The following is a 22,152-nucleotide window of genomic DNA, read 5'->3' as shown; positions in this document are numbered from 1 at the left end:
GCATGAGGGAGCCAAGAATGAGCGGAACGGGAAGCGGGGTGTGGGACTTCTGGATCGACCGTGGTGGCACGTTCACCGACGTCATCGGGCGCGACCCAAAGGGCACTCTTCATGCACGCAAGGTTCTCTCCGAAAACCCGTCAGCCTATAAGGATGCGGCCGTTCACGGCATCCGTTTGCATCTTGGCCTGACCGCTGGCGAGTCAGTTCCAGCAGGGCTGATTGGCGAAGTGCGCATGGGCACGACCGTTGCCACGAATGCACTTCTCGAGCGTAAGGGCGAACGGCTGGCACTTATCACCACCAAGGGCTTCCGCGACGCTCTGCGCATCGGTTATCAGGAACGCAAAAACATCTTTGCGACCGAAATAATCAAGCCAGAAGCGCTTTATGATAGTGTGACCGAGCTGAATGAGCGCGTCCGTGCAGACGGCACAGTCGAAAAAACGCTCGATCCTGCCGAGGCCGCAGCTGCGCTGCGTTCTCTTAAAGAACAGGGCTATAAGTCGATCGCAATTGCCCTCATGCATGCCTATAAGTTTCCTGAGCATGAAGCTGAAATCGCTCGCATTGCGCGCGAAATCGGATTTGAACAAGTATCCGTCAGCCATGAAGTCTCTCCCCTGATCAAGCTGGTCGGGCGTGGCGATACGACTGTGGTCGATGCTTATCTTTCGCCTGTCCTTCGCCGCTATGTCGCACAGGTTTCCAATGAACTCGACGTCGAACGCACTGGCGCTCGCGTTATGTTCATGATGTCATCGGGTGGCCTTACCGCCGCTGATCTGTTTCAGGGCAAAGATGCAATTCTGTCCGGTCCTGCGGGTGGTGTCGTAGGTCTCGCCCGTACCGGTGAGACTGCCGGATTCGGTCAAGTCATCGGCTTTGATATGGGCGGTACGTCAACCGACGTCGCCCATTTTGATGGCGAATATGAGCGCGCCTTTGAGACAGAAGTCGCGGGCGTCCGTGTTCGTGCGCCGATGATGCTGATCCATACAGTCGCTGCTGGCGGTGGCTCTATCCTGCATTACGATGCTGGACGTTTCCGCGTTGGACCAGATTCGGCGGGTGCAAACCCCGGCCCTGCCTGCTATCGCAATGGTGGGCCACTCGCTGTCACAGACGCCAATGTCATGCTTGGCAAATTAATCCCCGATTACTTCCCGGCGATTTTTGGACCTGAGCAGAATCAACCGCTCGATGTCGCGCGCGTGCGTGAATTGTTCACAGATCTGGCCGCTCAGATTGGCGACGGTCGTTCGCCGGAGACAGTGGCAGACGGCTTCATCCGCATTGCTGTGGCCAATATGGTCGAGGCGATCAAGAAAATCTCCGTCCAGCGCGGCTATGATGTCACCCGCTACGCGTTAAGCTGCTTCGGTGGGGCTGGCGGTCAGCATGCTTGCCTCGTTGCTGACGCACTCGGCATGAAGAACATCCTTCTTCATCCAATGTCGGGACTGCTTTCAGCCTACGGCATGGGCCTCGCGGATATTCGCGCAACGCGTCAGAAAGCTCTAGGCGTATCACTTGATGCTTCGGCACCTGCTGCACTGAATGTCCTTGCCGAAGAACTCGCACTAGAATGCGTTGCGGAACTCACAACACAAGGCATCGAAACCGATGCCATCAAGCGACATCTGCGTGCGCATATCCGTTATGCGGGTACGGATACGGTGCTTTCAATTGAAGCAACCTTCCCTTCTGAGGACAACGCCCAACGTTTGCGTTCTGAATTTGAAATCGCACATAAGCGCCGTTTCGGGTTCATTGCGGAAAACAAGGCATTGGTCATCGATGCTGTTGAAGTCGAAGCAGTTGGCGGTGGTGCAGGCGAAACGGAAACGAGCCTCCCTCTCGAAAGCGATCTGGAGGCGGAAACCGCGAAGCGCTCTAGCTTCTTTTCGCATGGGGAATTCCATGATGCAGGCGTTGTTATTCGCGAGAAGATCCAGCGTGGCCAGACTGTTACCGGCCCTGCAATCATCATCGAAAAGAACCAGACGATTGTCATCGAAGATGGCTGGCAAGCCCGCCTGACCCAGCATGATCATATCGTTCTGACACGTATCAAGGCACTCCCTTTGCGCACAGCAATCGGTACAGAAGCCGATCCGGTCATGCTTGAGATTTTCAACAATCTCTTCATGTCTATTGCAGAGCAGATGGGCGTAACGCTCCAGAACACGGCCTATTCGGTCAACATCAAAGAACGTCTCGATTTCTCTTGCGCCGTGTTTGATGCAGAAGGCAACCTGGTTGCCAATGCACCGCACATGCCAGTGCATCTCGGCTCCATGGATGCGTCCGTTGCAACGGCTATCCGTGAGAACACAGATATCAAGCCGGGCGACGTGTTCCTGATCAACGCGCCTTACAATGGTGGAACGCACCTGCCCGATTTGACCGTCTGCACGCCAGTGTTTGACGATGAAAATCGTGAAATTCGGTTCTGGGTCGCAAGCCGTGGTCACCATGCCGACATTGGAGGCATTGCGCCTGGTTCAATGTCGCCCTTGGCAGTGAACATTGAGCAGGAAGGCGTCTATATCGACAACTTCAAGCTGGTTGATCGCGGTACTTTCCGCGAAGATGCTCTCTCAACACTTCTGACAGGCGCGACCTATCCGGTGCGCAACCTCACTCAGAACGTCAACGATCTGAAAGCGCAGATTGCGGCCAATGAAAAGGGCGTCGCTGAGCTTAAAAAAATCATCGGCCTCTTCGGCGAAGATGTCGTCAAAGCTTATATGGGCCATGTTCAGGACAATGCAGCTGAAAGTGTGCGCCGTGTTCTCGACAAGCTGCCAGACGGTCATTTCACCTATGAAATGGATCAGGGTTGCCAGATCGAAGTTCGGGTCACAATTGACCGCGATAAGCGCGAAGCAACGGTCGATTTCACCGGCACCTCAGAACAACGTCCAGACAACTTCAATGCACCCGAACCCGTAACGCGTGCTGCAGTGCTGTACGTGTTCCGCGTGTTGGTTGAGGGCGACATTCCGATGAATGCCGGTTGCCTGAGGCCGATCAAAATCATCGTTCCGCAAGGCTCGATGCTCTCTCCACGCTTCCCGGCTGCTGTTGTAGCAGGCAATGTCGAAGTCAGTCAGGCAGTCACCAATTGTCTGTTTGGCGCAACCAAGGCGATGGCTGCAGCGCAAGGCACCATGAATAATCTGACATTCGGCAATGACGAGTATCAGTATTACGAAACCATCTGCTCCGGTGCCCCTGCTGGGCCGGGATTTAATGGTGCTGATGCGGTCCATACGCATATGACCAATTCCCGCCTCACCGATCCAGAGATTCTGGAAACACGGTTCCCGGTATTGCTGGAAGACTTCCATATTCGCGAAGGCTCTGGTGGAAAGGGCAAGTGGCATGCAGGTGATGGCACCAAGCGCACGATCCGTGCACTGAAGACGCTCGACTTTGCAATTTTGTCTGGTCATCGTCGGGTAGCACCATTCGGTCTTGAAGGCGGCGAACCGGGTCATACCGGACGCAACGAAGTGCGCCGCAAGGATGGCACCGTTGAGGTGCTCGGCAATTGCGACCAGACCGTGCTTGAAGCAGGTGAAGCCTTTACCGTTGTGACGCCAACAGGCGGTGGTTTTGGTAAAGCCTGATTACAGAGACAATCGATCTACAAACGCCGCCGAAAGGCGGCGTTTTTCATTGCGGTTCAGCATGTTTCCCAAAAGTGGGAACCGGTTTTGGGACAAAATCATGCGTGAATATAAAGATCGCATGGATATTATAAAATGCGCCGTACTTTAGAACCAGAAATTGCCAGATCCCGATATGCGGATTCAGATTGCTGTAATTGATAATAAAATAGAAGTAATTTCTTCATGAGGGGCTAAGGCTGCGATTTTAGACGCTTCATTAGAATTAAATTCCTGTATTTTACGTCTCACCGAATAATTTTACAGGTAGCCTCAAAATGAAGTTCGCAAAAATCCTCGCCACCGTTGGTGTTCTCCAGGCAGCCCTCCTCTCGACCGCACTGGCCGGTGAAAACCTTGACGCCATCAAATCGGCAGGCGTGCTGAAGATCGGCACAGAAGGCACCTATGCACCGTTCACCTTCCACGACAAGGAAAACAAACTTGTCGGTTTTGACGTGGAAATCGGTGAAGCTGTTGCTCAGAAGCTCGGCGTGAAGCCTGAATTCGTCGAAGGTAAGTGGGACGGTCTTATTGCCGGTCTCGATGCCAAGCGTTATGACGCAGTCATCAATCAGGTTGGTATCACTGAAGAACGCCAGAAGAAATTCGCTTTTTCCAACCCTTACATCGTTTCCAAGGTTGTTCTTATCGTCAATGACAAGAACGATACGATCAAGGATTTTGCTGACCTGAAGGGTACAAAGTCTGCTCAGTCGCTGACCAGTAATTATGGTCGCATTGCCAAAGAAGCCGGCGCAGAACTGGTTGCAACCGACGGCTTTGATCAATCGGTCCAGCTGGTGCTGACCGGCCGTGCCGACGCGACGCTCAATGACAGCCTGTCGTACCTTGATTTCAAAAAGCATCAGCCAAACGCACCTGTGAAGGTTGTCGCTGAAAAGGAAAATGCAGACGCTTCAGGCATCATTGTTCGCAAGGGTGATGACGATCTGGTCGCTGCAATCAACAAGGCTCTTGATGAAATCAAGGCTGACGGCACTTACGACAAGATTTCGCAGAAGTATTTCGGCCAGGACGTTTCGAAATAATTTTCAAATAAGTGCAATTAAGGAAGCCGGAACATGTTTCCGGCTTCCTTTCGTTGTGCCTATATACCGTTCTGAAGCGCATCCATTTCTGGAATCTCCCATTTAAGGACCGAACACGTGCCCGATTGGCTTCTACTCATGGCGGATTCCCTGCCCACCCTGCTGTGGGCCGGGCTGATGTTCACCATCCCTCTGACAATTCTGTCCTTCATATTTGGGCTGTCCCTCGGGCTTCTTACAGCGCTCGTACGCCTGTTTTCCCCTGTTTGGGTGTCGCTCATCGCACGTTTTTACGTGTGGATTTTCCGCGGCACACCAATGCTGGTTCAGCTGTTCGTGATCTTTTATGGCCTTCCAAGCGCTGGCATTTATCTCGACGCCTTTACGGCAGCAGTCATTGGCTTTTCGCTCAACGTCGGCGCCTACAGCTCCGAGGTCATTCGCGCTGTTATTTCCTCTGTGCCGAAAGGCCAGTGGGAAGCCGCGTATTCGATTGGCATGAGCTGGCGTCAGGCACTGACCCGCACCATTCTGCCACAAGCTACCCGCACTGCTGTTCCGCCGCTGTCGAATACCTTTATCTCGTTGGTAAAGGATACCTCGCTTGCCGCAGCAATTACGGTGCCAGAGCTTTTCCAGTCAGCACAGCGCATTGTTGCTACGACCTATGAACCTCTGATCCTCTATATCGAAGCTGCGCTGATTTATCTGGCGCTCAGCACTGTCCTGTCCCATCTTCAGTCACGGCTCGAAAAGCGCTTCAGACGCTATGGCGGAACATTGGAGACAAACGCATGATCGAGCTCAAAAATATCGTAAAAAGCTTCGATAACGTTGTTATCCTCAATGATATCAATGTGAAGATCGCCGAAGGCACGGTTACGGCACTTGTCGGGCCGTCGGGCGGCGGCAAAAGCACCTTGCTGCGCTGCATCAATCTGCTTGAGATTCCGACTTCCGGCACGCTGGTTCTTGGCGGACAAAGCATTACGCTCGATCCTGATCGTAAGCCAAGCTGGCAGGCGATCCAGTCGATCCGCCGCCAAACCGGCATGGTGTTTCAGAACTTCCAGCTCTTTCCGCACCAGACTGCAATCCAGAACGTCATGGAAGGCCTCGTAACGGTCCTGAAATGGCCAAAGGCAAAGGCGCAGGAACGGGCAATGGAATTGCTGACAAAAGTCGGAATGGCGCACAAGGCCGATGCATGGCCTGCAACTCTTTCCGGCGGACAGCAGCAGCGCATCGCCATAGCGCGTGCGCTGGCTCCTTCGCCGCGTGTGCTTCTGTGTGATGAGCCGACGTCAGCACTTGATCCAGAGCTCGCATCCGAAGTTGTAGATGTGTTGAGCAAACTGGCCAAGGAAGGCACGACAATGGTCATTGCGACGCATGATTTGCGTCTTGCTTCCAAGATCGCGCAAAATGTCGTGTTTCTGGAGTCAGGCAACATTATCGAGACTGGCAGCGCGCATGATGTCTTCGTCAATCCGGCGCGCGAACGCACCAAACAATTCGTAGCTACGATCAATGCGGCACATAGCTACGATATCTAACGCTCACCAGAACAACTTATATTTCGAGATCAGGGGCTTTTGTGCACAACGAAAGCCCCTGATCATATGTGCCCTATTAAATTCATTCGTGGTTTTATCAATTTTCCAATGTCACTTCCCTGCCTGCCCCTTGGTAAATGCCCAAAGCGCTGTTACATTAAGGACAACGTAAAAATTGAAGCGCCTTGCTTGCGTCCTTTCAGGTTCGCGCGGCGCCATAAGGATAAAAACCTTGAAGAACCCCGAGGAGCGCCCTGCAGGAATGGCGCATCAAGGGGCGTCCGGTGGACAAACGGGCAATCTACAGACCCGGAATCCGCCCGAGAACGGCAAGCGCAAACCGCGCAAGGAAGCCGTTTCAGAAGTCGGCAAGGCACCCAATGCCTCCGATTCAGGACGCTCAGACACGGAAAACAAGGGCTCGCAAAGCCAGCGCAAGCGTGCACGCCGTCGCAATCGCGGGAAAGTATCTCGCGGTACGGAAGCGCATACGCAAAAGCCAATCGTTGCTGAAGCTCCTGCTGTCGATGCCAAATCTGTCGACGGCAAACCAGTTGGGAAAATATCGAATCGCCGTCGCCGCGCCCGCAAGAAAAAGCAGGCCCGGCAGCAAAGCGGTTTGCCTTTGCATGCAGACAATGTAGCGAAGGCCCAGAATGCTGCTCCCCGCTCAGATAACTCTCAGGGGCAATCACAGCAATCCAAGCGCAATCAAAGTGGAACGCATCTTCCGCGCAGCAATGTGCAGGAAGCACCGCTTTATGCAGCGCTGGATCTTGGTACCAACAATTGCCGCTTGCTGATCGCCTCGCCAACACGCCCGGGCCAATTCCGCGTAGTCGATGCATTTTCGCGCATTGTTCGCCTTGGCGAAGGTCTTAGCTCATCTGGTCGTTTGAGCGAACATGCCATGCAGCGTGCAATTGATGCGCTCAAAATCTGCCGCGATAAGCTTGCAGCACGCAAGATCAGACGTGCACGCTTGATTGCCACTGAGGCTTGCCGCTCGGCAGCCAATGGCGAAGAGTTTCTCGCTCGGGTCCGTGAAGAAACCGGGCTTGAACTTGAAATCGTTGACCGCCAAACAGAAGCACGCCTTGCTGTATCTGGTTGTGGAACACTGGTAACACGCGAGACCGACGCAGTCGTGCTTTTCGATATTGGCGGCGGTTCGTCAGAAATCGCACTGATCGATGTATCCCAGCGCCGTTCGCCGCGTCTTGCCGAACATATCACGGCATGGACTTCCCTCCCCGTCGGTGTTGTCACTTTGGCCGAACGCTTTGGTGGACGTAACGTCACGCAAGAAAGCTTCGACGCCATGGTCGGCCATGTCACGGAGCTTCTGTCCGGGTTTGCGGAACGTCATTGTCTGGGCCAGCTCACCGCAAGCTCACGTTTTCACCTGCTTGGCACATCCGGCACCGTGACCACACTCGCCGGAATCCATCTCGGACTGGAACGCTATGATCGGCGTCGCGTCGATGGTATGTGGATGGGATCAGAAGAGGTAACACAGATGACAAGCCGTCTTTTGTCATGGGATTTTGACGCGCGGGTTGCCAATCCTTGTATTGGTGCCGACCGAGCCGATCTCGTACTGGCTGGCTGTGCCATTCTCGATGCCATACGCAATGTCTGGCCCAGTGAAAAACTTCTCGTTGCTGATCGCGGACTACGCGAGGGCATATTGACCGAACTCATGTCGCGTGACGGTGCCTGGCGCCATAACCGCGCCCAAACTGCCAAAGCTGGCGGTAAAACCGACGTAAGAAACAGGCATTGAAGATGAGCAAAGCAGGCGGAAACAAAGGCGGCACGAAAACCGGTGGTCGCGGTGGTGCTGGCACAAGCAATCTGCGCGTTCGCGTGAAGAAAAAAGCCGGAACCATCAAGGAATCCTCGCGGCGCTGGCTGGAACGTCACCTGAACGATCCCTACGTGCACAAGTCGAGGAAAGACGGCTATCGCTCACGCGCGGCTTATAAGCTGATTGAAATCAACGATCGCTACGACCTTCTGAAAAAAGGCCAGAAGATCATCGATCTGGGCGCAGCTCCCGGCGGCTGGTCGCAGATCGCAGCTAAGATTGTCGGTTCCACCGATGAAAACCCGCAAGTTGTCGGCATCGACTATCTGCATGTTGATCCATTGCCCGGCGTTATTTTGCTGGAAATGGACTTTCTCGATGAAACGGCACCAGAGAAGCTGATGGAGGCGCTCGGTGACAAGCCTGATCTGGTGATTTCGGACATGGCGGCACCGACGACCGGTCACCGCCGTACGGACCATTTGCGTACCGTGCATCTTTGTGAAGTGGCGGCCGACTTTGCGGTATCAGTGCTGAAGCCGGGTGGGCACTTCCTCACCAAGACATTCCAGGGAGGCACTGAAAACGATCTGTTGGCAATGCTGAAACAGAAGTTCCGTTCCGTTCATCATATCAAGCCACCAGCATCGCGTGCAGAATCGGTCGAGCTTTATCTGCTTGCCCGCGATTTTAAGGGTTAGTCATAGCGCGATAAGATAGGTTGAGAAAAAGGCGGCTTTCAAAGCCGCCTTTTTATTTGCCGTTAGCGGAATCCGCGGCCTCTAAAGCTGTGCGCTCTTTGCTCTTTGACTTGAGGATTGCCGGGCCGGAAAGCTCACGTCCAGCATCTGGCGCCAGCTTTGCAAACCAGAAGAACGCTGTGGCCGAAACAGCCGCAACAACGAAAAAGCCAATATGGAAATCCGCAAGCTGCAGCGGAGCTCCCCGCACAGCTGTACTGATTTCAAGAATGCCACCCGCCATCGCAACACCCAGTGCAATTGAAACCTGCTGCGCAACGGCTGTAATCGGTGTCGCCTGACTTGTCTTGGCATCGGGAATTTCGGCAAAAGCCAAAGCATTGACGCCGGTAAAGAACATCGAGCGGAAAAATCCACCAATCAGCAGAAAGCCGATGATGAATCCATAAGGCGTTTCAGGAAAGAACAGGCCGTTTGCGGCGATGAATGCCGCTGAAATCAGTGAACCATACATCAAGGTTCTGCGGAAGCCGAACAGGCTAAAGACGCGCTTAGCCCCAAACTTCATGCTGATAGCACCAATCGCGGAAACGAATGTCATCATGCCTGACCGAAACGGCGTCATGCCAAAACCAAGCTGGAACATCAAGGGCAGCAGAAACGGAATTGCGCCAATACCAAGCCGGAACACACTGCCGCCGAAAACCGCAGAGCGGAAGACTTGATTATCGAAGAGTTTCAGGTTGAGAAGCGGATCGCTGACACGACGCGCGTGAAGGATATAAAGAACCGAACAAATCAGCCCGACAGCGACTGTCACAACACCGATCATCGGCGGCAGAGCCGGAAGGCTTACAACCGACAGGCCGAAAACCACGCCCGACATCGCAATGCCAGACAGAAAAAACCCCGGCCAGTCGAGAGGCTTTATGATCCGCTCATCATTGTCGGGCAAAAACCGGGTCGCAAACCAAATTCCGATTACGCCGATCGGAACGTTGATCAGAAATATCCAGTGCCACGAGAAGAAAGTCGTTATGAAGCCGCCCACAGGCGGGCCAACCAACGGCCCAACCATCGCAGGGATCGTGAGCCACGCCATGGCTGAGACGAGTTCGCTTCTGGGTGTCGAACGGATGAGGACCAATCGCCCGACCGGTGTCATCATCGCGCCACCCATGCCCTGCAAAAACCTTGCGACCACAAAAGCAGCGAGCGAGTTGGACGCAGCACAAGCCAGCGAGCCAACCACGAAAATTGCAATCGCCGCCCGGAAGACATTCTTGGCACCGAATCGGTCGGCCATCCATCCGCTCACCGGAATAAAAACCGCAAGAGAGACGAGGTAAGCCGTCAATGCGAGTTTTAACGCAATTGGACTGGTGCCGATATCCGCGGCAATTGCAGGAAGCGATGTTGAAATAACGTTCGAGTCCATTTGCTCCATGAAAAGAGCAATTGCGAGCACGAGTGGAACGATCCGGTTCAAGATGAAAATCCGAATAAAAGCAGAGAATTAAGGACGACTTCGTCAGTCAATCACAACTTCTGCTTTATGTAGCGTCCGCGCGAAATTTGCCAGTTAATTTCACGTCACAATGCGGTGACTATCTCACAAACGAACCAATATCGGGGATCTGGGCACTTTCTCACGGGCTGTTACACTCGTTCACATTTATGTAAAATGGGTTGCGCTACCCGTAACGGGCTGTTACATTTCGTTACAGTTCTCGAGCTTTAGAATCCGATGTGGAGGCGTCGCGGTTCAAGGAGGTAGAAAATGAGCGATATTACAAGAACAGCGATCGTCTATGGAATGATGATCATTTCGCTGAATACCGCACTGGCAATCGGTCTTCTTGGGTTGGACTTCCTGCGTTAGACGCAGCATCCACAAAATAGAATTTTGCCCTCCAGGCAAGCATGAAAAAGGGTGTTCCTAATTTTGGGAGCGCCCTTTTCATTTGGAGCGCCAATCTGCTTCAATCAGATCGGCGCTCCGAATGGTTGCAGTGTGCAGCGACTGCATAGTTCCTTAAATTTGAATGAGTGTAAGGAACTATGCAGCAAATTTATTCTGTTAGAGCGACCTTTGTGCGCCCAAGAGGGCGCACGGCGCTCTAATGAGGCGCACCATAGGCAAAAGTCAAACCATCACCCAGTTTGCAGTCAAAAACCTTTTTCTCGGTTATAACGTCATATGTTCTTGGAGAGAGCATTTGAACGGTAACCGTTGCACTGTCGTCTGACACCACGCGATAACGGACAAACTCAAGGACAGGTGTACCGTCTTCGCGAACAGTCATATGCGCATCCGAGAATATAATCGACGGATTGGGGTTCGACAGCTTCATAAAGGACTGAACAACGACACCACCCGTAATGGCCGTTCCTTTGATCTTGCTACCAGTTTTCTGCTGACAGGCATCAAGTTTCAGTAGAGCGGTTGTCCTGTCTCCCGCAATCAGATGCGTGCTTAATGCTTCATACTGACTTTTGCTCTCAGCATGAGCTACGCCCGAAACAACAGTGGCGGTCAACACGATTGCCAGTTTGGTCTTCCAATGCATCACATGAACTCTCTGTTCAGTTTCCATGCATTGGAAGCTAGTCAAATCCGCTGTTCGAGCTATTCCAAAGAATAGCCCGTTAAAATGAACCGCTATAAAATCCGACCTTGAGTTGATGGATCGAAAAACACCGACTTGTCGAGATTAAATGCGAGCCGCGACCTTTGGCCTGCAACAATGCGGGCATCAGCACGTAAACGCGCGACTACCTGCTTGCCACCAATGCGCGTCACAGCGAACGTGTCCGATCCTGCTGGTTCCACAACATCAATCAGGCACTCACCTTCAACCACCGCATGAGCATTGCGGTCAGCGCCATCAGGATCGGTCAGGGCTTCAGGGCGGATACCAAACATGACTTGCTTGCCCACATACTCACCGAGGCTTTGTGGTGCTGTTTTCAGCGGCAGCCTTAGCGTTTCACCCTCGCCCTGCTCAAGCACGACCGCAAGCTCTGAACCGTTCTTTTCGATGCCGGCATGAAGAAGGTTCATCGCAGGTGAACCCATAAAATCCGCGACGAACATATTGGCCGGGTTGTTATAGATTTCAGCCGGAGTGCCGAATTGCTGCAAAACGCCGTCCTTCAGAACAGCGATTTTGGTCGCAAGCGTCATCGCTTCAATCTGATCATGGGTCACATAGACAATCGTGGTCTTCATGCGATGATGCAACCGCTTGATCTCGGTACGCATATCAACGCGCAGCTTGGCATCGAGGTTCGAGAGCGGCTCATCGAACAGGAAGACCTGTGGATTGCGCACCAAAGCGCGCCCCATCGCTACACGTTGCCGCTGACCACCAGAAAGCTGACTTGGTTTGCGGTCTAGCAGATGGCCGATCTGCAGAATATCTGCGACTTCCTGAATGGCTTTCTCGCGTTCAGGCTTAGGCACTTTGCGAATTTCCATCCCGAAAGCGATGTTTCCGCCCACGGTCATGTTCGGATAAAGCGCATAGGACTGAAACACCATCGCAATATCGCGCTGCGAAGGATGCAGGCCGGAAACAGAACGATCATTGATCAAAATATCGCCGGACGTAATAGGCTCAAGACCGGCAATTGTGTTCAGCAATGTGGACTTGCCGCAGCCTGATGGGCCGACGAGTACCAGAAAGCCGCCTTCCTCAATCTCGATATTGATATCCTTCAAGACCGAGACATTGCCGTAGGATTTGTAAAGATCAGTAATTTTCAGAAATGACATGTCAGACTTATCCCTTAACGGCACCGGACATCAGGCCGCGCACGAAGTAGCGCCCGGAAACAATGTAGACGATCAGCGTTGGCAACGCCGCCAGAATGGCAGCTGCAAAGTGAACGTTATATTCCTTGACGCCTGTAGAGGAGGAAACGAGGTTATTAAGCGCAACAGTCATGGGCGTTGAATTTGCACCAGAGAAGGAAGCACCGAATAGGAAGTCGTTCCAGATATTGGTGAACTGCCAGATGACTGAGACGACGATGATCGGGCCAGACGATGGCAGAAGAATGCGCCAGAAAATCTGGAAAAAGCTGGCTCCATCGATTTGCGCCGCACGTACCAGCTCGGTCGGAAATGCCTCGTAATAATTGCGGAAGTAAAGCGTCGTGAAGCCGATACCATAGACCACGTGAACGAGGATCAGACCCCAGATTGTGCCCGCAATACCGAGCATTCCCAGAACGCGCGCCATTGGGATAAGGACAATCTGAAACGGAATGAAGCAGGACAGCAGCAACAGGCCGAAGAAAATATTGGAGCCGCGAAAGCGCCATTTGGTAAGTACATAGCCGTTGAGTGCGCCAACAACAGTGGAGATGGCGACGGCAGGCACGACCATCAGGATCGAATTGATAAAGAAGGGCTTGAGGCCTGTAGGCTGCACCCCGATTTGTGCAGTCGACCATGCCGAAAGCCAGGGTTCAATTGTCCATTGTTGCGGCAGGCCCAACATGCCGCCCTGACGAATTTCCTCCAGCGGCTTGAAGGAATTCACCAGCATCACATAGAGCGGCAGCAGATAGTAAATTGCGAAGAGCAGCAGCGCAGAATAGATCAAAGCGCGTGTCAGCTTGCCACTGTTGATGGCGTTTTCCTGTGTCTGGGCGCTCATGACCGTGACCCCCCGCGAATTTCCGAATAGAGATACGGAATGATAATCGAGAATATCATAACAAGCATGATGATTGCCGAAGATGCACCGATACCCATCTGATTGCGGGTGAACGTATAGGAATACATGAAGGTCGCGGGCAATTCGGTTGCCTGTCCGGGTCCACCGCCAGTTAAGGCGATCACAAGATCATAGGCCTTGATTGCAAGATGCGCTAGCACCACAAAAGCCGACAAGAACACCGGGCGCATCAAAGGAATGATGATGCGGCGATAAATTGTTCCGGTCGAAGCTCCGTCGATCTGTGCCGCTTTGATGATCTCGTTGTCAACGCCACGCAGACCAGCAAGGAACATGGCCATTACAAAGCCTGACGACTGCCAGACAGCAGCAATCACCAGACAGTAAATTGCCATCGTGTTGCTCTTGATCCAGTTGAAGGTGAAACCTTCCCAGCCCCATAATCGAACAGTGTGCTCAAGACCGATACCCGGATCGAGAAACCATTTCCACGCCGTACCTGTCACGATGAAGGAAAGCGCCATCGGATAAAGGTAGATCGGACGCAGAAAGCCTTCTCCGCGGATTTTCTGATCGAGCAGGATTGCCAGAAAGAGGCCGATAACCGAACAAATGATAATGTAAAGCGACGCGAAAATCGCAAGATTGGTTACCGCACGCCACCAATGTGGCAATGCCCAAAGCTTTTCATAATTTGACAGGCCAACAAAGCCGTAGGACGGCAACATGCGGCTGTTTGTGACAGAAAGAACGCCTGTATAGATAATAAATCCATATACAAAGACGAGGACAATCAAGAAGCTCGGCGCGAGAACCAGCTTGGGCACCAGTTCTTGTAGTCGGCTGTTACGCTGCATATTTGCGCCATCCTGTTTAAGCTACTGCCTCCTGCTGCCAGCTTGTTTAAGAGCGCATTCCGAAAAGTAACAATGATTTTCGGATCAGATGTGCGTTAAGACAAGACCTTAGAGCGCAGGTGTTGTGGGCGGTATTAAGCCATTATTTTCATTGAATTATAGCGTGTGCAATGAGAGCATCCGGGTGTATCCCGGATGCTCTCCAGACAATCTCTGTCTGCTTACTTCGCGCCTTCAACGGCGGTAACCAGTTCCTTGACAGCATCTTCAGACGAGAGCTGACCGTTGAACTGACGGGTGACAACGTCATAGATCGCATTCTTGACGGAAGCCGGATTTGCATAGCCATGAGCCATGGAGCCGAGCATCGTTCCCTTATCTGCAGCTTCCTTCACATCAGCGATGGCCTTCTTGCCGCAAGCGTCGAAATCGGTGTCAGGCACGTCGGTACGTGCAGGAGCCGAACCCTTGACCACATTGAAGGCCGACTGGAATGCTGGGCTTTCAATAGCCGAAGCCATTTCGAGCTGTGCAGGCACCTTGTCTTCGGCAACCTTGAACATCGCGAACATGTCGGAGTTGAAGGTCACAGAACCCTGTGTTTCTGGGTAACGCATGCAGACGAAATCTTCGCCTGGCTTCTTGCCAGCCTTGATGAATTCGCCTTTTGCCCAGTCACCCATGAACTGTACGCCAGCCTTGCCTTCGATAACCATTGCCGAAGCAAGGTTCCAGTCACGACCGGAGAAGTTGTCGTCCACATAAGAACGCAGCTTGGTCATGCGGTCGAAAGCTTCCTTCATCTTATCGCTACCCAGAGTTTCCGGGTCGAGATCGACGAAAGCCTTTTTGTAGAAGTCCGGACCAAAGGAGAGCACGACGGCATCAAAAATCGTCGCATCTTGCCATGGCTGACCGCCGTGAGCGATTGGGGTAATGCCCTGTTCCTTGAACTTGTCGAGGAGCGCTACGAGTTCATCCCAGTTGGTTGGCTCTTTGCCGCCAGCCTTATCGAGTGCTGCCTTGTTGATCCACATCCAGTTGGTGGAGTGAACGTTTACAGGCGCTGCAATCCAGTGGCCGTCATATTTGGCAAATTCTTGCAGAGGTGCCGGGATAACCTTGTCCCAACCTTCTTTGCCTGCAACCTCATCGAGATTGCCGAGAGCACCCTGCTCCGCCCAGTCGCGGATATCGAAGCCGAGCATCTGCACTGCAGTTGGCGCATTGCCTGCGGTAACGCGGGCACGAAGAACCGTCATGGCTTCCGTACCGCCACCGCCTGCAACTGGCATATCCGTCCAGCTGATGCCTTTGCCTTCGAGGTCTTTCTTCAGAACATCGAGGGCCGCAGCTTCGCCGCCAGCTGTCCACCAATGCAGGACTTCAACGTTCTGCTTGTCTTGTGCGCTGGCCGTAACAGGTGCCATTGCTGCAAGCATCGCACAGGCAGCTGTGCCCATCGCGGCCATTCTGAAAAACTTATGCATGTGTCTACCTCCCGTAGAACTCTACAAAACAAAATTTCGTCGGATGCTGTCGTCAGGCATCAGGCCCGCACACCCAGAGGATCGTTCAATCTGCTTTGAGACCTCCATCCCACTTATTTCTCGCAGCTCCTACTGCGATTGACAACGTTGTCTTTTTTGAATGAAAATCATCTGCAAGACAAGATGTGTTCTTAGGATAGGCTCAAATACGGGATATGTGTCAATATGGATTAGGCGAGAAAAATCGGGAAGCCCAATCCGCACGTGTGGAAAGCTGAAAAAACCTACCAAATATACTAGCAAAATTAAACACTTGGTTCGTTCATCATATTTCTGATGACAAAACTTCCCTCAGTTCAGAAAATCGGCAAAGCGCAACGCATTCTGCTTTTTAAAGTAGTATAAAATTACCGTGAGCGGGCTAGACATTATCCTCGAGAATGCATAATTTTCGTTCGCTCGCACAATGGTGTGCGGGTTTGTTCTCGGGGCGGGGTGAAACTCCCCACCGGCGGTATGAAGAGCGATCTTCGAGCCCGCGAGCGCCTGCAACAGAAAGCCGATTCGGCAGTTTGTTTCAGGGTCAGCAGATCCGGTGAGATGCCGGAGCCGACGGTTAAAGTCCGGATGGAAGAGAGCGAAAGAATGTTTGGTTACGCTCAAATCGGCGTGACTCGCGTTCCTTTGTGCGCCCTGATTCTAGTTTCGTGAGGAACCTATGAACCAGAGCTATCCGAACAAGACATCCTTCAAAATTGCCTTCATTCAGGCACGCTGGCATGCGGACATTGTCGATGAAGCACGTAAAAGCTTCATCGCCGAGCTTGCAGCCAAAACCGGCACCAATGTGGAAGTTGAAGTTTTCGACGTTCCCGGTGCTTATGAAATTCCACTTCATGCAAAGACGCTCGCCAAGACCGGCCGCTATACTGCCATTGTGGGCGCTGCTTTTGTGATTGATGGTGGCATTTATCGCCACGATTTCGTTGCTACTGCCGTCATCAACGGTATGATGCAGGTACAGCTTGAGACCGAAGTTCCGGTGCTTAGCGTATCGCTCACCCCGCATCATTACCACGACAGCAAGGAGCATCACGACTTCTTCTTCAATCATTTCAAGGTGAAGGGCGTCGAAGCCGCCCATGCAGCTTTGCAGATTGTTAGCGAACGCGCTCGCATTGCGGCGCTTGTTTAAGTAAAGATTGGCCGACCTTGCGATTGCTGGGTCGGCTACTCGCTTATGATGCGCTCAGGATGGGTATAGACGTCGAAATCGTCGCCTCTGACGAGCGCCACAAGCGTCAGATTAGCGTCTTCTGCTGTGCGAATGGCAAGCGCCGTCGGTGCCGAAATCGCCGCAAGCAGCGGCACTCCGAGAATAACGGCCTTCTGCACCATCTCGACTGAGACACGGCTTGTAATGGCCACCAATCCGCTATTTGCAGGCTTGTTCGCTCGGGCCAGCGCGCCGATTAGCTTGTCGAGCGCATTATGCCTGCCAACATCCTCGCGAACCGCAAAAAGCCCCTCATCCGGCACGACAAAACCAGCACCGTGCACCGCATGTGTCTGCTTATTCAATTGCTGTGCGCCACCCAAGGCATCCATTGCAGCAACAATCGATCCAGCTTTCACCTGAAAGCTATCCGCCTTGATCGCAGATAATGGACGTATTGCCTGATCGATGGAATCGATCCCGCACAAGCCGCAACCGACCGGCCCAGCCATGAAACGGCGACGAGCGACAAGCATTTCCTCCCGCTGTCCGACAAGCCGCATCTGAATATCAATGCCTTTTTCAAAGACTTCAATGTTCAAATCTTCGATTTCCGATATGCAGTCTATGACGCCTTCGGTCAGGCTGAAACCCACTGCGAAATCTTCGAGATCATTTGGTGTAGCCATCATGACGGCATGCGTTGTGCCATTATAGCTCATGGCTACAGGCACTTCTTCCGGGACGTCACGGTCGCTTTCGTGAAAACCGGTTTCACGACGAGCAAGACGCGGAACACTTTGGCTGATGTTCTGCATCGTCATATCGTTCCGCCGCCTGTCGTTTCTGCCCGCATGTGGAATTACTATCCAACACCTCTGCAGCAAGCAAGTCCAGCGGCTCAACACTTGCGGATCATGCCGATAACGAGCTATACCCGCTAACCGGAAATGAGCCTTTCAGCGACTTATATTACAGGTGGAAAAACGATGGATATTCGGCAGATCGACAACAATTACTCAGTCACCGGGCAAATTTCGCCGGATGATGTGCGTGATATTGCGGCTGAAGGTTTTCAGACGATTATCTGCAATCGTCCCGATGGTGAAGGCGGAGAAGATCAGCCAAGTTTTGCCGAAGTTGCCAAGGTTGCCGAAAAGGCTGGCATCAAGACCTATTACATCCCGGTTGTTGGCGGCCAGCTGACCCAGGAGAATGTTGATGACATGGCCTCGGCTCTCACTGAAGCCGAAGGCCCTATTTTGGGCTATTGCCGTTCAGGCACCCGCTCTACGAATATCTACGGTATCGTCCAGAACCAAAAGCGCGGATAAAGAACGAACGCAGACTATGTGGACGGTGTTGCCGCAGAGGCATTTGAACAGTCTTTGCAAACATGGCTGTCACCGTCCAGAAACGCGTGGGCCAAAAAAGCGCGCATTTGTAAATTTGGTACGGCGCACATTCTGCGCCGAATACTGGCGATAATAGCCCATGCCTGTGCGGATGGCTGTCGCAACGACACCGCCTACCACCATCATCCAACCAATAATCATTGGCCAGTTGAAGCTTTCAATTCCGCTGCTCAGAGCGACGATGACAACACCCGCCCAAAGAACTGCCGCGGTACGGCGCCAGAAAACGGGGTTGAGTTCATCAAAGACCGCCTTCCACAAAGAGTGCACAAGGCAGGCGAAGAAAACGGCGGCAGCCAAACCAATATTCAGCAACTCGACCGGGAGCCATTGTTGCGTATCCAGCATTGTTTTCATCATCCAAGTCATGCCCGGAGTGTTTAAGACCAGCCCGTATGGCTATAGTGTCTAAATCCGAGACGTTGTTTCCATGTGCCCATTCAGCTTTCGCTTTGTGGCTTCAACGTGGTAGAAGCATGGAAACCCCTTCATAATACAGTCACATATTATTGCGTTCACGCGAAATATCGTGTTGAAATCATTGAGCTATCTCGGTCAGAGTGTACCGACACACCGCTGTAAAGCCCTTGATAGAGCTAGACTTTTTGCATTTATGGAACTTCGAAAGCGGGAAAGTACTACCGCGTTAAAGTCGCGATAGATAACGGCTTTGTAACAATTTGATATTGCAGAACTTCCGCTACTAACTGCGTTTTCCACCCAAACGGCGTCCAATACGCGCGAGCAGAATAACCGGCAATATGCCAACTGCCACAATTGCCAATGCTGCAACTGAGGCCTCTTCATAGGTTCCACGCGCAGCTTCACCATAAAGATGGGTGGCAAAAGTCTCTATATTGAGCGGGCGTAACAGAAGCGTTGCAGGCAGCTCCTTCACGCAATCAACAAACACCAGAAGTCCAGCAGCAACGATAGCCGTTTTTGAAAGCGGCAGATGTATCTGGCGGAATGTTGTCGTTACCCCTCGCCCCAGAGTGCGTGACGCATGATCAAGCGATTGTGGAATGCGTTCGAGTCCCGCATCTATACCTCCGGCAGAAATTGCCAGAAAGCGCGCTACATAGGCGTAGATAATGGCAGCGCCTGTACTGATCAGCAGCAGCCCCGTTGAAACTCCAAAGAAATAGCTGAAAACTCCATCGAACAGCCGATCAACCGCGCCTGAAACGATCATGATCCCAATTGCAATCACTGTGCCGGGCGCCGCATAGCCCATGGTCGAAAAACGGTAGAACCAGCGCGAGGCAGTTCCCGGAAAGAGCCGCATCGCATAAGCCACCACCATGCCGAACAGCAGGACCAGAACAGTTGCGGCCGAAGCCAGCATCACCGTGTTGAACGCTTCACCGGCAAGACGAGGAGAAATGCCCGCAAAACGCATGCGTTTGACTGCCTCAATTACGAGATAGGTCGCAGGCATGATGAAGCCGATGATTATTGGTGCGGCACAGAGCACAAAAAGCCAGAGGCCTTTGATACCGCTTACCCTAAGCGGTTCAAAGCCACGCGAGTGGCGAATATTGGATGAAAAGCGTTGCTTGCGCCGCGCCCAGCGCTCAATTGATACAAGTGCGACAACCAACAACAAAAGCGCCAGGGCTAGCTGTGCAGCGCCGGGCAAATCAAAGCGCGTGACCCATGTTGTGTAGATCGATACCGTCAATGTCCGAACGCCAAGGAACTCGGCCGCACCAACGTCATTGAGCGTTTCCATTAAAGCAAGGCTTACACCGACGGCAACGGCGGGACGCGCGAGCGGCAATGCCACGCGCCAGAAAATCCCTCTGCGGCTAACGCCCAATGTGCGCGCTGCTTCAATCAGGCTGGCCGATTGTGTGAGGAACATCGCCCGTGTCGGAATATAGACATAAGGATAGAGAACGAAACCGAGCAGGATAATGCAGCCGGTCATCGATCTTATATCCGGCAAGCGAAACTGGCGTGGCGTATCATAGCCAAGCACAAAGCGGATCGCACCCTGTACTGGTCCGATCGGATGCAGAATATCGAGATAGGCGTAAGCGATAATATAAGTAGGAACCGCGAGGGGCAGCAAAAGCGCCCATTCGAGTACGCCACGCCCGCGAAAATCATAAGCCGTTACAAGCCACGCAGCAGACGTGCCGACAAATGCAGTAATAAGTCCGACGCCTGCCAGCAGAATAATCGTATCGGTAAAGGCCGTCGCAAAAACTGTTGAAAACAGATGGCCCCAAAAGCCGGAAGAGCCACGAAGCGCCTCCACAACCAATGCCAGAACAGGCAAGCAAACCAGCAGTGCTATCAATCCGGAAAGCCACAACCAGTTGCGCCCAGAACGGGTGCGATAAGGCATGGATGACGATGCAGCTTGCACAGGTTCCGGCACTTTGGTCGACCTTCATATTACAACGCCGGCGCAATGGTTTTGCACCGGCGTCATTTTTACAAGAATATTCAGCTTTTATACCAAGGCGCTAAGATGCTTACGCATCACGCCTTGAAAATGTTCAATCGCCACACCGGCTTAACCAAAGTCCGATGAGTCTTACTCAATGAACTTTGGTATTAGTTATCAAAGCCGACTTTGTCGACCAGTTCGCTGGCCTGCTTGCGATGCTTTACGATTTCCGAAAGCGGAACCTTGTCGATCTTCAGTTCGCCGAAGGATGCAACGATTGGATCAACCGGAGCACCTGCCTTGACCGGATATTCGTAATTGGCCTTTGCATACAGCTGCTGGGCTTCGTCCGAAGCAAGGTATTCGAGAAGCTTGACAGCTTCATCCTTGTTTGGCGCATTCTTGGCAACGGCTGCACCACTGATGTTTACCTGCGTGCCGCCGTCCTGGAAGGTTGGCAGGATGACCTTGATGCCATCGCCCCATGCCTTCTGTTCGTCGCCGCTCTTGCCAGACCGCATCAGCCCAACATAATAGGAATTCGCGACTGCGATATCGCAGATGCCGCCAACAATATCCTTGGCGCCGTCACGGTCACCACCGGCAGCCTTACGCGCCAGATTGGCCTTGAGACCAGTCAGCCATTCTTCGGTCTTTTCTGCACCGTGATGAGCGATGTAATCAGCAATCAGAGCAGTGTTATATGGATGCTGTCCAGCACGGATGCAGATCTTGCCCTTCCACTTCGGATCAGCCAGTTCTTCATAGGTGATCTTGTCGAGTTCGAGATCTTTGTCTGCATAGACAACGCGAGCGCGCATCGACAGACCAAACCAGTTGCCGTTCGCATCGCGGAGCTGTTCAGGCACAGCGTCTTTCAGAGACTGGGAATCGACTGGCTGGGTAAGGCCCTTGTCGACGAGATCAACCAGATTGCCCGCATCGACAGTCATCAGAATATCGGCTGGCGATTTGTCGCCTTCAGATGCAACTCGCTCGGCAAGACCATCCTTAAGGAAAACAGTATTAACAGTCGTGCCTGTCTTTTCCTTATAGGCGTCCAGCAGAGGCTGGATCAAGCCAGGTTCACGCGTCGTATAAATGTTCACCTCATTTGCATTGGCCGCACCTGAGAGAAACGTCGCTGCCATAAGAGCCAGTCCAGCACGCGCGATCTTGGGCATTTTACCTCCGGGATAATTTGGTTCATTTGAAACTATGAGTAATGCAATTAGACTATAGGAACTGGCATATTCAGGGTCAATAATTCACGCCACTAAATATGAGTT

General features: G+C 52.6%; 18 protein-coding genes and 1 riboswitch. Of the genes, 8 read left to right on the top strand and 10 right to left on the bottom strand.

Going from position 1 to position 22,152, the window contains the following annotated elements:
• The first annotated feature begins 2 nt into the window (after positions 1-2).
• The 6 genes from OIV19_RS03985 (at position 3) to OIV19_RS03960 (ending at position 8,796) form a co-directional block, all read left to right on the top strand.
• Positions 3-3,638: a hydantoinase B/oxoprolinase family protein gene (locus OIV19_RS03985; protein ID WP_264230746.1), complete on the top strand. Its 3,636-nt coding sequence runs from the start codon at positions 3-5 to the stop codon at positions 3,636-3,638.
• A gap of 317 nt (positions 3,639-3,955) precedes the next feature.
• Positions 3,956-4,729: an amino acid ABC transporter substrate-binding protein gene (locus OIV19_RS03980; protein ID WP_151092126.1), complete on the top strand. Its 774-nt coding sequence runs from the start codon at positions 3,956-3,958 to the stop codon at positions 4,727-4,729.
• Between the two features lie 117 nt (positions 4,730-4,846).
• Positions 4,847-5,527: an amino acid ABC transporter permease gene (locus tag OIV19_RS03975; RefSeq protein ID WP_264230745.1), complete on the top strand. Its 681-nt coding sequence runs from the start codon at positions 4,847-4,849 to the stop codon at positions 5,525-5,527.
• Positions 5,524-6,285 (top strand): amino acid ABC transporter ATP-binding protein, encoded by a 762-nt coding sequence (locus tag OIV19_RS03970; RefSeq protein WP_264230744.1) that lies wholly within the window; start codon positions 5,524-5,526, stop codon positions 6,283-6,285. The genes OIV19_RS03975 and OIV19_RS03970 overlap by 4 nt, the downstream gene beginning before the upstream one ends.
• 232 nt (positions 6,286-6,517) lie before the next feature.
• Entirely contained in the window at positions 6,518-8,071 is a 1,554-nt protein-coding gene (locus tag OIV19_RS03965; protein ID WP_264230743.1) for a Ppx/GppA phosphatase family protein, read from the top strand.
• Positions 8,072-8,073: 2 nt separating this feature from the next.
• A complete protein-coding gene (locus OIV19_RS03960) occupies positions 8,074-8,796 on the top strand; it encodes an RlmE family RNA methyltransferase (RefSeq protein ID WP_151092120.1) in 723 nt (240 codons plus the stop codon).
• Positions 8,797-8,848: 52 nt separating this feature from the next.
• Here the strand turns inward: OIV19_RS03960 and OIV19_RS03955 are convergent, their stop codons facing one another.
• From OIV19_RS03955 to OIV19_RS03930, 6 genes are all read right to left on the bottom strand, one after another.
• Positions 8,849-10,285 (bottom strand): MFS transporter, encoded by a 1,437-nt coding sequence (locus tag OIV19_RS03955; protein ID WP_264230742.1) that lies wholly within the window; start codon positions 10,283-10,285, stop codon positions 8,849-8,851.
• Between the two features lie 631 nt (positions 10,286-10,916).
• Complete coding sequence (locus tag OIV19_RS03950) at positions 10,917-11,366, bottom strand: VirK family protein (protein WP_264230741.1); 450 nt, start codon at positions 11,364-11,366, stop codon at positions 10,917-10,919.
• A gap of 92 nt (positions 11,367-11,458) precedes the next feature.
• Entirely contained in the window at positions 11,459-12,574 is a 1,116-nt protein-coding gene (locus OIV19_RS03945; protein ID WP_151092114.1) for an ABC transporter ATP-binding protein, read from the bottom strand.
• Positions 12,575-12,581: 7 nt separating this feature from the next.
• Positions 12,582-13,463: a carbohydrate ABC transporter permease gene (locus OIV19_RS03940; protein WP_151092112.1), complete on the bottom strand. Its 882-nt coding sequence runs from the start codon at positions 13,461-13,463 to the stop codon at positions 12,582-12,584.
• Positions 13,460-14,341, bottom strand: coding sequence for a carbohydrate ABC transporter permease (locus OIV19_RS03935; protein ID WP_024896313.1), 882 nt, complete (start codon positions 14,339-14,341; stop codon positions 13,460-13,462). The genes OIV19_RS03940 and OIV19_RS03935 overlap by 4 nt, the downstream gene beginning before the upstream one ends.
• Before the next feature lie 221 nt (positions 14,342-14,562).
• Positions 14,563-15,831: an ABC transporter substrate-binding protein gene (locus OIV19_RS03930; RefSeq protein WP_151092110.1), complete on the bottom strand. Its 1,269-nt coding sequence runs from the start codon at positions 15,829-15,831 to the stop codon at positions 14,563-14,565.
• 477 nt (positions 15,832-16,308) lie between these two features.
• A riboswitch (FMN riboswitch) is annotated at positions 16,309-16,474 on the top strand.
• A gap of 75 nt (positions 16,475-16,549) precedes the next feature.
• On the opposite strand from OIV19_RS03930, the gene OIV19_RS03925 reads away from it, so the two are divergent.
• Positions 16,550-17,026 (top strand): 6,7-dimethyl-8-ribityllumazine synthase, encoded by a 477-nt coding sequence (locus OIV19_RS03925; RefSeq protein ID WP_264230740.1) that lies wholly within the window; start codon positions 16,550-16,552, stop codon positions 17,024-17,026.
• Between the two features lie 35 nt (positions 17,027-17,061).
• Here OIV19_RS03925 and fdhD read toward each other — a convergent pair whose 3' ends face one another.
• Positions 17,062-17,871 (bottom strand): formate dehydrogenase accessory sulfurtransferase FdhD, encoded by an 810-nt coding sequence (fdhD, locus tag OIV19_RS03920; protein WP_191793284.1) that lies wholly within the window; start codon positions 17,869-17,871, stop codon positions 17,062-17,064.
• 165 nt (positions 17,872-18,036) lie between these two features.
• On the opposite strand from fdhD, the gene OIV19_RS03915 reads away from it, so the two are divergent.
• Complete coding sequence (locus OIV19_RS03915; RefSeq protein WP_151092106.1) at positions 18,037-18,381, top strand: protein tyrosine phosphatase family protein; 345 nt, start codon at positions 18,037-18,039, stop codon at positions 18,379-18,381.
• A 69-nt stretch (positions 18,382-18,450) separates the two neighbouring features.
• Here OIV19_RS03915 and OIV19_RS03910 read toward each other — a convergent pair whose 3' ends face one another.
• The 3 genes from OIV19_RS03910 to OIV19_RS03900 all read right to left on the bottom strand — a co-directional run bounded on the left by OIV19_RS03910 (position 18,451) and on the right by OIV19_RS03900 (position 22,047).
• Positions 18,451-18,810: a hypothetical protein gene (locus OIV19_RS03910; RefSeq protein ID WP_151092104.1), complete on the bottom strand. Its 360-nt coding sequence runs from the start codon at positions 18,808-18,810 to the stop codon at positions 18,451-18,453.
• 355 nt (positions 18,811-19,165) lie between these two features.
• Positions 19,166-20,818 carry an ABC transporter permease gene (locus tag OIV19_RS03905; protein WP_264230964.1) on the bottom strand — a complete coding sequence of 551 codons (1,653 nt, stop codon included), beginning with the start codon at positions 20,816-20,818 and terminating at the stop codon, positions 19,166-19,168.
• A 212-nt stretch (positions 20,819-21,030) separates the two neighbouring features.
• Positions 21,031-22,047 (bottom strand): Fe(3+) ABC transporter substrate-binding protein, encoded by a 1,017-nt coding sequence (locus OIV19_RS03900; protein WP_191793286.1) that lies wholly within the window; start codon positions 22,045-22,047, stop codon positions 21,031-21,033.
• Positions 22,048-22,152 lie beyond the last annotated feature (105 nt).

Source organism: Brucella sp. HL-2, assembly GCF_025846885.2.
Classification (GTDB): domain Bacteria; phylum Pseudomonadota; class Alphaproteobacteria; order Rhizobiales; family Rhizobiaceae; genus Brucella; species Brucella quorumnocens.
This window is presented reverse-complemented; position numbering and strand designations above follow the sequence as displayed.

Coding starts and splice junctions, on each gene's coding strand:
- OIV19_RS03935 (WP_024896313.1), bottom strand. CDS start 14,341: ATGCAGCGTAACAGCCGACTACAAGAACTGGTGCCCAAGCTGGTTCTC.
- OIV19_RS03900 (WP_191793286.1), bottom strand. CDS start 22,047: ATGCCCAAGATCGCGCGTGCTGGACTGGCTCTTATGGCAGCGACGTTT.
- OIV19_RS03945 (WP_151092114.1), bottom strand. CDS start 12,574: ATGTCATTTCTGAAAATTACTGATCTTTACAAATCCTACGGCAATGTC.
- OIV19_RS03905 (WP_264230964.1), bottom strand. CDS start 20,818: ATGCCTTATCGCACCCGTTCTGGGCGCAACTGGTTGTGGCTTTCCGGA.
- OIV19_RS03930 (WP_151092110.1), bottom strand. CDS start 15,831: ATGCATAAGTTTTTCAGAATGGCCGCGATGGGCACAGCTGCCTGTGCG.
- OIV19_RS03915 (WP_151092106.1), top strand. CDS start 18,037: ATGGATATTCGGCAGATCGACAACAATTACTCAGTCACCGGGCAAATT.
- OIV19_RS03940 (WP_151092112.1), bottom strand. CDS start 13,463: ATGAGCGCCCAGACACAGGAAAACGCCATCAACAGTGGCAAGCTGACA.
- OIV19_RS03980 (WP_151092126.1), top strand. CDS start 3,956: ATGAAGTTCGCAAAAATCCTCGCCACCGTTGGTGTTCTCCAGGCAGCC.
- fdhD (WP_191793284.1), bottom strand. CDS start 17,871: ATGACGATGCAGAACATCAGCCAAAGTGTTCCGCGTCTTGCTCGTCGT.
- OIV19_RS03910 (WP_151092104.1), bottom strand. CDS start 18,810: ATGCTGGATACGCAACAATGGCTCCCGGTCGAGTTGCTGAATATTGGT.
- OIV19_RS03960 (WP_151092120.1), top strand. CDS start 8,074: ATGAGCAAAGCAGGCGGAAACAAAGGCGGCACGAAAACCGGTGGTCGC.
- OIV19_RS03970 (WP_264230744.1), top strand. CDS start 5,524: ATGATCGAGCTCAAAAATATCGTAAAAAGCTTCGATAACGTTGTTATC.
- OIV19_RS03985 (WP_264230746.1), top strand. CDS start 3: ATGAGGGAGCCAAGAATGAGCGGAACGGGAAGCGGGGTGTGGGACTTC.
- OIV19_RS03950 (WP_264230741.1), bottom strand. CDS start 11,366: ATGCATTGGAAGACCAAACTGGCAATCGTGTTGACCGCCACTGTTGTT.
- OIV19_RS03925 (WP_264230740.1), top strand. CDS start 16,550: ATGAACCAGAGCTATCCGAACAAGACATCCTTCAAAATTGCCTTCATT.